Raw genomic sequence first — 12908 nt, 5'->3', positions numbered from 1 at the left:
CACAAGCTTTACCAAGCGCTGACCGCGCTTGACCTTGATCTCCCTAAACTGGGCTCATCGGCATCGAGCCGCACTAGAGACAAGGAGATACACCATGCGCAAGACCCTGATCGCTTTGATGTTCGCCACTGCCCTGCCAGCTATCGCAATGGCCGCTCCGCCAGCACCTCCCGCCGGTGCCCCTGATGCAGACGCACCCGGCATGCACATGCAGCGTGGTGACCGAGGCCCTGGTATGCACCGTGGCCCAGGCCCGCTCAAAGAGCTGGACCTGACCCGCGAACAGCGTCAGCAGATCGACCGCTTGATGCGCGAGCAGATGCATGAGCGCCGCGAGATCACTCAGAACTACCTGGAAAAAATGCCGGCTGCCGATCAAAAGGCAATGCGCGACGAGATCGAAGCCAAACGCTCCAAGACCGACAGCGAAGTTCGCGCACTGCTCAAGCCTGATCAGCAGAAGCAGTTCGACGAAATCAAAAAGAAAGAAGACGAGCGCCGCGCCGAATGGGCAGAATTCAAAGCCTGGAAAGCGGCAAAAACAGCCAAGGCCCAATAACCGTCAGGCCGTCTGGCCCGATGAGTTGAAACCAACCCGGCATGCACACGCATGCCGGGCTTTTTTACTGAGATCGAGGGAATCCTGTGCGCTCATTGTTCTGGCGAATCCTGGCCAGCTTCTGGCTGGCCATCGCTCTGGTTGCAGGGCTGTCGGTACTGCTGGGGCATATGCTCGACCAGGATGCGTGGATCCTCAACCGCCACCCGGTGCTCAACTCGTTGCCAGAAAACTGGACACAGCGCTTCGAGGAAAACGGTGCCGACAGCGCTCAGGATTTTCTACAGGACATCAAACGGCGTAACCGCATCGATGTTCAGGTGCTCAGCGACAGCGGCGAACCGGTCATACGCGGCACCTTCCCGCCACGCGCTGCCGCGTTTGAAGCCCGTCAGCAGGAAGACGCCGACGAAAACGGCCGCAAACTGCCCTGGCGCCGGTTGGCCACCGAATACAGCAGCCCGAAGACCGGCGAAACCTATCTGTTCATCTACCGCATCCCGCACCCGGAACTTGACGCCTGGCATCGCCAGAGCCTGATGTGGCCGCTGAGTGCGCTGGGTATCGCACTGGTGGTTCTGACCCTGTTCAGCCTGTTTGTGACACTCTCGATCACCCGCCCGCTGAGCCGTCTGCGCGGTGCCGTGCATGATTTGGGGCAGACCAGCTATCAACAGCACAGCATCGGCCAGTTGGCCAACCGCCGCGACGAGTTTGGCGTGCTGGCCACTGATTTCAACCGCATGGGTGCGCGCCTGCAAAGCCTGATCGGCAGTCAGCGTCAGCTGTTGCGCGATGTGTCACACGAGTTGCGCTCGCCTCTGGCCCGACTGCGCATTGCTCTGGCACTGGCTGAACGCGCAGAACCTGCCGAGCGTGAAAAGCTCTGGCCGCGTCTGGGCCGTGAATGTGACCGACTGGAAGCGCTGATCAGCGAGATTCTGGCGTTGGCGCGTCTGGACGCAGATTTCGGCGGGCCTGAGCCAGTCGATCTGAACGAGCTGTTGCACCGACTGAAAAACGACACGCACCTGGACGGTGCCGAACAGCATATTCAGGTCGAGGTGCAGCACGATCTGCACCTGCAAGGCTGGCCGGACATGATCGAGCGGGCGCTGGACAACCTGCTGCGCAACGCCCTGCGCTTCAACCCGGCCGGGCAGCGGATAGACTTGCAAGCGATTCAGGTCGGCGATCGAGTCAGCCTGAGCGTTCGCGACCACGGCCCAGGCGTTGCCGACGAGCACCTGGCGCAACTGGGCGAACCGTTTTACCGTGCCCCCGGCCAGAGCACGCCGGGCCACGGCCTGGGGTTGGCGATTGCCAAACGCGCCGCCGAGCGGCACGGCGGCAACCTGATACTGGGCAATCATCCGGACGGCGGGTTCATTGCCACCCTTGACATGCCAAGAGAGCCGATCAGCCCTTCATCGGTTTAGGCCTGCCAATACGTTAGCCCTGCCACTCACTGACAAACTCGCCAACGTCAACCTTCGGGGCCTCGCGCGGCGGGTTCAAGGGCGTCCCAAGGTACAGAAAGCCAATCACCTCTTCGCCCGCGGCAAGCCCGAAGCCTTGGGCAACCTGCGACGCATAGGACAAATCCCCCGTGCGCCAGACCGCACCGACACCCAGCGCATACGCTGCCAGCAGCACGCCGTGGGCAGCGCATCCGGCGGTGATCAGTTGCTCCTTGCGGGGGACTTTGAAGTGATCCTGCAGGCAGGCAATCACCACCACGACCAGCGGCGCACGCAACGGGCCGAGACGGGCCTTTTCCAGCGCCTGTGGGGTGACTTCGTTGCCGCTCTGTTGCAGCGCTTCAACCAGCAAATCGCCCATGCGCTCGCGGGCCGAGCCTTCGACGGTCAGGAAGCGGTACGGCTTGAGCTGGCCATGATCCGGCGAGCGCAGGGCTGCGCCGAACATGATTTCTCGCTGCGCAGCGTCCGGGGCCGGGTCGACCAGCCGTGGAACCGATACTCGATTGAGCAAAACCTCAAGCGCCTGCATGGGCTGTCTCCTTGAAAAAATGATCGGGCATTCTAGAGCCTGTTTACCGTCAATAACGAGTGCGGTGGACAATTCCTTACCCGGCCTGTCGAACCTTGCCGCGGATTGCGCTGGTTTACATGCCTTGAAGCGCAGGTAGAATGGCGCCTTTCCTGATACCAGCCAGAGCCATCCATGTCGTTGCCGACCTTTCGCATTATCGGTTTCATTATCGGCATCTTCCTGATCACCCTGGCTGTGGCCATGATCGTGCCGATGGCCACGCTGGTCATCTACGACCGCTTCGAAGACCTGCGCTCGTTTCTGTGGGCCAGCGCCATCACCTTTATCGCAGGCCTTGCGCTGGTGGTGCCCGGACGCCCCGACAACGTCCAGTTACGCCCTCGTGACATGTACATGCTCACGGTTTCCAGCTGGATCGTGGTGTGCATCTTCGCTGCCCTGCCCTTTCTGCTGACCCAGCACATCAGCTACACCGACTCATTTTTTGAAAGCATGTCGGGCATCACCGCCACCGGTTCGACGGTGCTCAGCCATCTGGATAGCATGTCGCCGGGTATTCTGATCTGGCGTTCGATGCTCCACTGGCTGGGCGGTATCGGTTTCATCGGTATGGCCGTGGCGATTCTGCCGTTGCTGCGCATCGGCGGCATGCGCCTGTTTCAGACCGAATCGTCGGACCGCTCGGAAAAGGTCATGCCCCGCTCGCACATGGTGGCCAAGTTCATCGTGCTGGCCTACGTCGGCTTTACCGCGCTGGGCAGTCTGGCGTTCTGGGCGGCGGGCATGAGCCTGTTCGATGCGATCAACCACGCGATGTCGGCGATTTCCACGGGCGGTTTCTCCACTTCCGACCTGTCGCTGGCCAGGTGGCCGCAGCCTGCGGTGCACTGGGTGGCGATTGTGGTGATGATTCTCGGTAGCCTGCCGTTCACGCTGTATGTCGCCACGCTGCGCGGCAACCGCAAGGCGTTGATCAAGGATGAACAGGTGCAGGGATTGATCGGCCTGTTGCTGATCACCTGGTTGGTGATGACGGTGTGGTACGCCAACACCACTGACTTGCCGTGGACCGAAGCGCTGCGCCATGTGGCGCTGAACGTGACGTCGGTGGTAACCACTACGGGTTTTGCACTGGGTGACTACAGCCTGTGGGGCAATTTCTCGCTCATGCTGTTCTTTTATCTGGGTTTTATCGGTGGCTGTTCCGGTTCGACGGCAGGCGGGGTAAAGATTTTCCGCTTTCAGGTCGCTTATATTCTGCTCAAGACCAACCTTAATCAGTTGATTCACCCACGCGCGGTGATGAAGCAGAAATACAACGGGCATCGACTGGACGACGAAATCGTTCGCTCGATTCTGACCTTTTCGTTCTTTTTCACGATCACCATCTGCCTGATTGCGTTGATGCTGTCGCTGCTCGGGCTGGACTGGATGACTGCGCTGACGGGTGCGGCCAGTACGGTTTCCGGTGTCGGGCCCGGGCTGGGCGAGGTCATTGGCCCGGCGGGTAACTTCTCCACCCTGCCGGATGCTGCCAAGTGGATTCTGTCCGGCGGTATGCTGCTCGGCCGTCTGGAGATTATTACCGTGCTGGTGTTGTGTGTGCCGGCGTTCTGGCGGCATTGAGGCCGGGCAGCGCTCATCGTGATACACATGTTTTGAAGAGCCCAAAAATCGGGGCTGAAACTGCAGTATCTAGCTGGCCAGAAATGTCTGTGGGAGTGAGCTTGCTCACGAAGACGGTATTTCATACGATGCATTTTCGGCGATTATGCCGGCCTTTTCGCGGACAAGTCCGCTCCCACATTCATCCTCGATTATGATTATCGTGCCGATGCTCCGCGTCGCATGCAGTTCTGGACGCTCTGCGTCCTCTTTGTGGCGCTTCGCGTAATACAGCGGTTTTGCGATGTCAGTAATGTTTGTTTACGGCTCAAGGCACATTTTCGCCCCTCGGCGACTCACTTAAAAGGACCAAAGTGAGCAAAGTCCCAGCTCCGTTTCCGGCCCGACTTCGTCACACTCTGCATCGTCATGCCATCGCGGTCGAAAAGCACTTCGTTGGCAGCAACTGCGAACAAGGCTTGAGATTGTTTTGCAAGGGAGATTTCTGACGTAGAGCGTCACGAACTGCATGCCAACGCGCATTGGCACGATAGTCGTAAACATGAACACGACTCGACTACTGCGCATCAGCACGCTATTCAGTTAAATTTGTGTATAACAACAAGAACCAACACGAGGGTGTGCGCTGTGGAGACCATCAAGCGTTTCTCAAGCTTTGCCGAGTTCTATCCTTTCTACCTCGCCGAGCACAGCAGCAGTACCAGTCGGCGTCTGCATTTTGTGGGCACTTCGCTGGTTATCTTTTTGCTCGCGTTTGGCGTGGGCAGCGGTCGCTGGGGGTTGTTGTGGTTGTTGCCGGTCGCGGGGTACGGTTTTGCCTGGGCGGGGCATTTTTTCTTCGAGAAAAACCGGCCGGCCACTTTCAAGCATCCGTTTTACAGTCTGCTCGGTGACTTCGTCATGTACCGCGACATGTTGCTGGGTAAGGTCCCTTTCTGACCGAGACTCGCCGGATCACGTAACCGTTTCGCTGACCGGCTCGCGAATCCCCTGCTGAGCCGCTTGCACATGCGCGTCCGCCAGGCGGAACAGTTCGATGTTGCCGTCCAGATGCTCGATCAGTGCGGTACAGGATTCGACCCAGTCGCCGCAATTGAGGTATTCCACACCGCCCACCTGGCGGATTTCCGCATGGTGAATGTGCCCGCAGACCACGCCGTCCAGCCCGCGCTTGACGCATTCGTGGGCGATGGCCTCTTCGAAATCGCTGATGAAGTTCACTGCACTTTTGACCTTGTGTTTCAAGTACGCCGACAGCGACCAGTAGCCATAGCCGTATTTGGCCCGCCAGTGGTTCAACCAGCGGTTGAGGGTCAGGGTGAATTCGTAGGCCGAGTCGCCTAGAAAGGCCAGCCAGCGGTGATAGCGGGTGATCACATCGAACTGGTCGCCGTGGATGACCAGAAAGCGTCGGCCATCGGCAGTTACGTGCTCGGCTTCATCCACCAACTGGATGTTGCCCAGAATAAGCTTCGAGTAACGACGCAGGAACTCGTCATGGTTGCCGGTGACGTAAATCACTTCTGTGCCGCGCTTGCTCATGGTCAGCAAGCGCCGAATCACGTTGGTGTGCGCTTGCGGCCAGTACATGCCCCCGCGCAGTTTCCAGCCGTCGATGATGTCGCCGACCAGGTACACCTTGTCCGCCTGATAACGCTTGAGAAACGCCGACAAGTGCTCGGCCTGGCAGTCGCGCGTGCCCAGGTGAACGTCAGAAATCCACAAGGTCCGCACACGTTGTTTGCGGCTGGGTGTGGCGAGCTGAGCACTGGTCATGTGACGACCTCCGGCAGGGTTTTGAAGAGAGTGGAGCATGCCGGTTAACCGAATGTGACACGTGCATGGCGATGTTGTGACAGTCGCCTGGGTTACTGAGGATTGCTGGGCGTTTGGCGGTCGTTATGACCCAGATCACGGGCCGGATCTATCTGGTCGCGCAGCCGCTGCTTGAGCACCTTGGCCTCGGGAAAGCCGCCGTCGGCCTTGCGCTCCCACAGTTGCACGCCATCGCAGGTAATGCGGAACGCACCGCCGGTGCCCGGCTGCAAGGAAACCTTGCCCAGATCATCGCTGAACGTACTCAACAGTTCCTGGGCCAGCCAGGCCGCGCGCAGCAACCACTGACATTGGATGCAATAGGTGATGATGACTTCAGGTTTTTCGGCAGACATGGACGTCTCCTCCAGAAATTCAGACGACCATGATACGCACCGCGCGCAGGTTCAACGAGCACTGGCGACGCGACGCAGTTCGCTGAACGTCGAGTCCGGGGCCGACGCTTGCGGCGCAGTGTCAGGCTCAGCCCCCTTGACGCCCAGCAACCCCAGCAGGCGACTGCGAATCAACTGAAAACCGGCCTGCCCGCTGTCACGCTGGCGCGGCAGATCGATGCGAATGTCATCGGCGATCTTGCCATCGGCCAGCACGATAACCCGATCAGCCAGCAGGATGGCCTCATCGACATCGTGGGTCACCAGCAGCACCGCTGGGGTGTGCTTGCGCCACAGGTCGATGATCAACTGGTGCATGCGGATGCGGGTCAGGGCGTCGAGCGCCGCAAAAGGCTCGTCGAGCAGCAACAGTTTCGGCTCGCGGACCAGCCCGCGCGCCAGTGCCACGCGCTGCGCCTCGCCGCCTGACAGCGTGGCCGGGAAGGCATTCAGCCGATGCGCCAGGCCGACTTCGGTCAATGCCGCGTGCGCTCGCGCCTTGGCGTCGTTGACACGCAGGCCGAGCACCACGTTTTTCCAGGCACTTTTCCACGGCATCAGTCGCGGCTCCTGAAACACCGCCGCACGCGCCACCGGTACGCGCAGCTCGCCGCTGTCGATACTGTCCAGCCCGGCCAGCGTGCGCAGCAACGTGGTCTTGCCTGAACCGCTGGCCCCCAGCAACGCGACAAACTCGCCCGCCGCAATGTCCAGATCAAGCCCGTCGATCACCCGTTGCCGACCAAACTGGCGAACCACATTACGCAGTTGCACCGGAGCCGGGATGGTGACGGATGGGGTGTTACGCAGATCGAAAGTCGCCATGCTCAATGCCTCACGAAGGTCGGGCGCCAGGCCAGCGCATAGCGCTCCAGCGTGCGGATAATGCCGTCGATCACCAGGCCGAGAACGCTGTAGATCAGTAAGCAGATAACAATCACATCCGTGCGCATGAAGTCGCGGGCATCGCTGGCCAGAAAGCCGATGCCGGCCGTGGTGTTGATCTGTTCGACGAACACCAGCGCCAGCCACGAAATACCCAGCGAATAGCGCAGCCCGACAAAAAATGACGGCAAGGAACCTGGCAGGATGACGTGCCAGATCAGCTCGCGGCGGCTCAGGCCAAGCGTGTTGGCGGCCTCGATGAGCTTGGGATCAATGTTGCGGATACCGGCAAACAGGTTCAGGTACACCGGAAAGGTCGTACCCATCACGATCAGCGCGACTTTGGTGAATTCGCCAATCCCGAACCAGAGAATGAACAGCGGCACCAGCGCCAGGGACGGAATGGTGCGCAGCATCTGCATGGGCGAATCGAGGGCGATTTCTCCGCGTCGGGAAAGACCGGTCACCAGCGCCGCGACCACGCCAATGCTCACGCCGATACTCAGGCCCAGCAATGCACGTTGCAGCGACACCCACAAATGCACGGCCAGCTCGCCCGAGACGATCATCGACCACAGCGTGCCGCCAATCTGCGACGGCGCGGCGATCACACGGACCGGCAGCAGACCGGTTTGCGAGGCCAGCTCCCAAAGCAGCAACAGCAGCAGCGGGCTGAGCAGACGCAAGACAAACCCCGGCACCTGCCAACGCTGGCGACTGTGCTCGGTGGCGCCGGCCAGCTCAGGCTTGTTGACCACCAGAAAACCGGAGTTGGCGGGGTTGAATGTTGTTTCAGACATAAAGGCATCCTTCCTCAGTGAATCGGACAGGAACACGCCCGATGCAGTTAGGAAGACCATGCTATGTGCATAAGAACATCATGTGAAATTCCATTAAGACCTAAGCTAATCGTAAAATAGCTGATCAAGAACAGATAATATAATGCATATTTTTTATAATTAACTTAGACCAAAATCGAATTTCACAGCGTCTGCCCCTTGCCTTTATGGTGCCTCTCGACAAGGTCGAACGGACCTCAACCATTGGCAGGAGTTTTCATGAGCATCGAATTCATTGGCTACATCGCCACGCAACCCGGTTCTGAAATTCACCCGCGCAGTGGCGCGACTGTCCAGCCCGACTACGTGAAGACGGTGGCCAAGGCTCATGAAGACGCAGGTTTTGACCGTGCGCTGATCGCGTATCACTCCAACAGCCCGGACAGCACGCTGGTTGCAGCACATGCCGCCAGCGTGACCAGCACGTTGAAATTCCTCGTAGCCCATCGCCCTGGGTTCATCTCCCCGACCGTGGCAGCCCGGCAGTTTGCGACGCTGGACGTGTTCAATGGCGGGCGCACGGCGGTACACATCATCACCGGCGGCGACGACAAGGAACTGCGCGCCGACGGCAGTCACATCGGCAAGGACGAACGTTACGCGCGCAGCGACGAATACCTCAGCGTGGTGCGTCAGGAGTGGACCCGTGACAAGCCGTTTGATCATCAGGGCACTTACTACCAGTTCGAGGGTGCGCACTCGCAGGTCAAGTCCCCGCAGTTGCCGCATATCCCGCTGTACTTTGGCGGCTCCTCGGCAGCGGCGATTGCCGTGGCCGGCAAGCATGCCGACGTCTACGCGCTGTGGGGCGAGACGTACGAGCAAGTGCGCGACGTGGTCAGACAGGTCCGCGCCGAAGCCGCCAAACACGGACGCACCCTTCGCTTCAGCCTGTCGTTGCGGCCGATTCTGGCTGAAACCGAAGAGAAGGCCTGGGCACGCGCTGACAGTATTCTGGAAAAGGCCAAGGCATTGGCAGACAGCAACGGCTTTGTCCGCCGCGAACCGCCGAACGAAGGCTCGCGTCGCCTGTTGGCCGCGGCTGCACAGGGTTCGCGTCTGGACAAGCGCCTGTGGACAGGCATTGCCGGCCTGCTCGGCGCGCAAGGTAATTCGACGTCGCTGGTCGGCACCCCGGAGCAGGTCGCTGAAGCGTTGCTCGATTACTACGACCTTGGGATCACCACCTTCCTGATTCGTGGCTTCGACCCGCTGGAAGATGCCATCGATTACGGCAAAAAGCTGATCCCGCTGACTCGCCAGTTGGTCGCTCAGCGTGAGCAGCAGGCTCGCGAACAAGTCGCCTGATTCAACGCTCTGCGGACAGGCCAGACTTGCGATTGAAGTCTGCCTGCCCGCAATGACGTGTTCAGGCTGCGGCTGAAAGCGGTTTGAGGGAACGCGCCACCAGCGCGCCAAAAGCCTCGACCGGCGCTTGCAGGTTGCCGAGAAAGCGCGGGTAGAACAGCCACAGGTCCATTACCGGTTTGAAGTCCTTGAGCGGCAACACCACCAATTGTTCGCGGTGGGCGCTGCGTTCCAGCAACGGTCTTGGTACCAGGCCCAGCCCCATCCCATCGGCCACCAGCCCGAGTTGCAGCTCAGTGCCGAAGGTTTCCAGATTGACCTTCATGCTCAGGCCTTGATCGGTCAACGTACGCTGTAAACCTGCACGAAAACCGCAGCCATCGGGGTTGAGCACCCAGCCCTGCTCGTAACAATCTGCCAGCTTGCCGGGCTTTTTCGGCACCGAGCCTTTGGCGCAGACCACCACCAGTTCCATCTTGCCGATGGACTGACCGACGATGTTGTCCGGGAATATCTTGCCTGCCGGGAACAGCGCTGCCGCTGCATCCAGCTCGCCGTTTTCAATCTTGCCGATCAGGTGGCTGCCCCAGCCGGTGCTGACCTGCGCGCGCAAGTCCGGAAACTCGCCGCGCAATTGCTTGAGCGCATCGAGCAGCACCACGTCGCCGATGGTTTGCGGCACGCCCAGCCGCAGCAGGCCGCTGGGCGGTGTGTCGCTGGCCACCAGCTCGCGCAGCGAATCCATCTCGCGCAGGATGGCAAGGCACTTCTGGTAGACCTGAATACCCATCGGCGTCGGCTTGAGCGGCTTGGTATTGCGGTCGAACAGCTCGACCCCCAGCGCCTGCTCGAAGTTCTGCACCCGGCGCGTGATGGCCGGCTGGGTCAGATCCAGCGATTCAGCGGCGTGGCTGATCGACTGACAGCGGATGACTGCAACGAACGCATCGATATCATCAATTTTCATTCGGACCGCACATAAAAAGGAGAAGAAACATAGGCAAAAAGCATAGTCCCGGCAGGCGTTCATTCATAGCCCGCCTGACCCACCGGTGCTAGATTTCGCGCCTTTCGAGAAAGAAGTAAAAGACGTTTTCGTTATAACCTAATCATTAAAAAATAGCATATTAAATATCTATATTATGCTTATATCAGACCATTCCCCTGACCTTGATCTGGAATGGACATGAATCAGAACCGACACCCGGAACGACTCGGGGCCTTTATCGATGCGCTGGCCGAACTGATAGGCAGCGAGCCGCACGAAGGCGATCTGTTGCGTCGCGGCGGCAAGCTGCTGGCGCAACTGGTCAGCCATGATGACTGGCTGGCGGACGAGTTCGCCCAGCCCGACCCCGCCCGCTATCAGCAATTTCTGTTGCATGCCGACCCGCAGCAACGCTTTTCGGTGGTCAGTTTTGTCTGGGGGCCGGGGCAACGAACGCCTATTCACGATCATCGGGTCTGGGGCCTGATCGGCATGTTGCGTGGCGCCGAGCATTCACAGGGCTATGTGCGCAATACCCAAGGGCGCTTCGAGACCAGCGGCCCGTCGATTCGTCTGCAACCCGGCCAGGTTGAGGCGCTGTCGCCGCACAGCAACGATGTCCACCAGGTCAGCAATGCCTTTGATGATCAGGTGTCGATCAGCATTCACGTGTACGGCGCCGACATCGGCACCGTGAAACGCGCCGTCTATGACCTGGACGGCAGCGAAAAACTGTTCATTTCCGGCTATTCCAACGCCGCTGCTATCACACGTGCCCACCAGGACCTGCCAACAGGGAGTTACACCCGATGACCACACCCGCCACCCGATCTTTTGCCGACGTTCGTCAGGCGTTGCTGGACCGTCAGGAACTGGCCCTGGTAGACGTGCGTGAAGAAGCGCCGTTTGCCGAGGCTCATCCGCTGTTTGCCGTGAACATCCCGCTGTCGAAACTGGAGCTGGAGGTTTTTTCGCGGATTCCACGTCGTGATACTGCTGTCACCCTCTATGACAACGGCGAAGGTCTGGCGCACATTGCGCTGCAACGCCTGCAAGCGCTCGGCTACAGCGATGTGCAACTGCTCGATGGCGGTTTGCAGGGCTGGCGTGAGGCTGGCGGCGAGCTGTTCATTGATGTGAACGTGCCGAGCAAGGCGTTTGGCGAACTGGTGGAGCATCACCGCGCCACGCCATCGCTGGCCGCCGAAGAAGTCAAAGCCCTGCTCGACAGCAACGCCGATGTAGTGGTGCTGGATGCGCGGCGTTATGACGAATACCAGACCATGAGCATCCCCGGTGGTATCAGTGTGCCGGGGGCCGAACTGGTGTTGCGGGCGCGGGAGCTGGCACCGGACCCGAACACGCGAATCATCGTCAATTGCGCCGGTCGCACGCGCAGCATCATCGGCACCCAGTCGCTGGTTAACGCAGGCCTGCCTAATCAGATCAATGCGCTGCGCAACGGCACGATTGGCTGGCTGCTGGCCGGGCAGACACTTGATCATGGCCAGAACCGGCGTTTTGCAGCGGTCAGTGAAGACACTCGTGAAACCGCCAGTGCCGATGCGCGCAAGGTCGCTGACCGGGCCCGTGTCAAACGCGCCAGCCGCGCTGACCTGCAACACTGGCAAACCGACACTTCGCGCACCACTTACCTGTTCGATGTACGCACCCCGGAAGAATTTGCCAAAGGCCATCTGCCCGGTGCGCGCTCGACGCCGGGTGGGCAGCTGGTGCAGGAAACCGATCATTTCGCCAGTGTGCGCGGCGCACGGATCGCGCTGGTGGACGACGACGGCGTACGCGCCAACATGTCCGCTTCCTGGCTGGCACAACTGGGCTGGGATGTGTCGGTTGTCGATGATCTACAGGCAGCAGACTTCAGCGAACAGGGCGACTGGGACGCGCCCTTCCCGATCCCGCCGCAAGTCGAGGCGATCAGCGTCGAGACGCTTGTGTTGTGGCAGTCACAGGTCGAGGTGGCGGTGCTGGATTTCACCACCAGCGCCAATTATGTCAAACAGCACATTCCCGGTGCCTGGTGGACCCTGCGTGCCGACCTCAAGCAGGCGCTGGGCAACCTGCCTGCCGCTGACCGCTACGTGCTGACTTGCGGCAGCAGCCGTCTGGCGCGCTTTGCGGTCGCCGACCTTGAGGCACTGACCGACACGCCGGTGTTTTTGCTCGAAGGCGGCACCGCCAGCTGGATCAAGGCCGGCTTGCCGCTGGAGCACGGCGAAAGCCGACTGGCCTCGCCACGCATCGACCGCTACCGCCGCCCTTATGAAGGCACCGATGCTCCGCGCGAAGCCATGCAAGCGTACCTGGATTGGGAGTTTGGCCTGGTGGAGCAATTGGCCCGGGACGGGACACACGGGTTTTACGTGATTTGAGCGTGTGAATGACTATCGTGCCAATGCTCTGCGTTGGCATGCATTTCTGGACGCTTCGCGTCCAACTGTGAACCAGCGGTGCGA

At 60.1% G+C, this 12908-nt stretch carries 13 protein-coding genes; 7 read left to right on the top strand and 6 right to left on the bottom strand.

The features are described 5' to 3' along the window. Positions 1 to 94: 94 nt before the first annotated feature. Positions 95 to 559, top strand: a complete 465-nt coding sequence (locus tag PSPTO_RS09415; RefSeq protein ID WP_005767699.1) for a Spy/CpxP family protein refolding chaperone — start codon at positions 95 to 97, stop codon at positions 557 to 559. 86 nt (positions 560 to 645) lie between these two features. After that, complete coding sequence (locus tag PSPTO_RS09410; RefSeq protein WP_011103711.1) at positions 646 to 1998, top strand: sensor histidine kinase; 1353 nt, start codon at positions 646 to 648, stop codon at positions 1996 to 1998. A gap of 13 nt (positions 1999 to 2011) precedes the next feature. Here PSPTO_RS09410 and PSPTO_RS09405 read toward each other — a convergent pair whose 3' ends face one another. Then, complete coding sequence (locus tag PSPTO_RS09405; RefSeq protein ID WP_005767695.1) at positions 2012 to 2572, bottom strand: nitroreductase family protein; 561 nt, start codon at positions 2570 to 2572, stop codon at positions 2012 to 2014. A gap of 174 nt (positions 2573 to 2746) precedes the next feature. Between PSPTO_RS09405 and PSPTO_RS09400 the strand changes: the two genes are divergently transcribed. Beyond that, on the top strand, positions 2747 to 4201 hold the full coding sequence (locus PSPTO_RS09400; protein ID WP_011103710.1) for a TrkH family potassium uptake protein: 1455 nt from the start codon (positions 2747 to 2749) through the stop codon (positions 4199 to 4201). 627 nt (positions 4202 to 4828) lie between these two features. Then, on the top strand, positions 4829 to 5140 hold the full coding sequence (locus PSPTO_RS09395; RefSeq protein WP_005767692.1) for a DUF962 domain-containing protein: 312 nt from the start codon (positions 4829 to 4831) through the stop codon (positions 5138 to 5140). A gap of 15 nt (positions 5141 to 5155) precedes the next feature. Here PSPTO_RS09395 and PSPTO_RS09390 read toward each other — a convergent pair whose 3' ends face one another. From PSPTO_RS09390 to PSPTO_RS09375, 4 genes are all read right to left on the bottom strand, one after another. Continuing rightward, positions 5156 to 5977 (bottom strand): UDP-2,3-diacylglucosamine diphosphatase, encoded by an 822-nt coding sequence (locus tag PSPTO_RS09390; protein WP_011103709.1) that lies wholly within the window; start codon positions 5975 to 5977, stop codon positions 5156 to 5158. A 92-nt stretch (positions 5978 to 6069) separates the two neighbouring features. Next, positions 6070 to 6372, bottom strand: a complete 303-nt coding sequence (locus PSPTO_RS09385) for a SelT/SelW/SelH family protein (protein WP_005767690.1) — start codon at positions 6370 to 6372, stop codon at positions 6070 to 6072. Between the two features lie 51 nt (positions 6373 to 6423). Further along, positions 6424 to 7236, bottom strand: coding sequence for an ABC transporter ATP-binding protein (locus PSPTO_RS09380; RefSeq protein WP_005767689.1), 813 nt, complete (start codon positions 7234 to 7236; stop codon positions 6424 to 6426). 2 nt (positions 7237 to 7238) lie between these two features. Then, a complete protein-coding gene (locus PSPTO_RS09375) occupies positions 7239 to 8096 on the bottom strand; it encodes an ABC transporter permease (RefSeq protein WP_005767688.1) in 858 nt (285 codons plus the stop codon). Positions 8097 to 8354: 258 nt separating this feature from the next. Here PSPTO_RS09375 and PSPTO_RS09370 point away from each other — a divergent pair, with 258 nt between their 5' ends. Then, positions 8355 to 9443, top strand: coding sequence for an LLM class flavin-dependent oxidoreductase (locus tag PSPTO_RS09370; RefSeq protein WP_011103708.1), 1089 nt, complete (start codon positions 8355 to 8357; stop codon positions 9441 to 9443). A 61-nt stretch (positions 9444 to 9504) separates the two neighbouring features. On the opposite strand, the gene PSPTO_RS09365 is transcribed toward PSPTO_RS09370, so the two are convergent. Next, entirely contained in the window at positions 9505 to 10410 is a 906-nt protein-coding gene (locus PSPTO_RS09365) for a LysR family transcriptional regulator (protein WP_005767686.1), read from the bottom strand. A gap of 219 nt (positions 10411 to 10629) precedes the next feature. Here PSPTO_RS09365 and PSPTO_RS09360 point away from each other — a divergent pair, with 219 nt between their 5' ends. Beyond that, positions 10630 to 11244: a cysteine dioxygenase gene (locus tag PSPTO_RS09360; RefSeq protein ID WP_011103707.1), complete on the top strand. Its 615-nt coding sequence runs from the start codon at positions 10630 to 10632 to the stop codon at positions 11242 to 11244. Next, on the top strand, positions 11241 to 12824 hold the full coding sequence (locus PSPTO_RS09355; RefSeq protein ID WP_011103706.1) for a rhodanese homology domain-containing protein: 1584 nt from the start codon (positions 11241 to 11243) through the stop codon (positions 12822 to 12824). Before PSPTO_RS09360 ends, PSPTO_RS09355 begins: the two co-directional genes overlap by 4 nt. Positions 12825 to 12908 lie beyond the last annotated feature (84 nt).

Source organism: Pseudomonas syringae pv. tomato str. DC3000 (genome assembly GCF_000007805.1).
Lineage (GTDB): Bacteria > Pseudomonadota > Gammaproteobacteria > Pseudomonadales > Pseudomonadaceae > Aquipseudomonas > Aquipseudomonas avellanae.
This window is presented reverse-complemented; position numbering and strand designations above follow the sequence as displayed.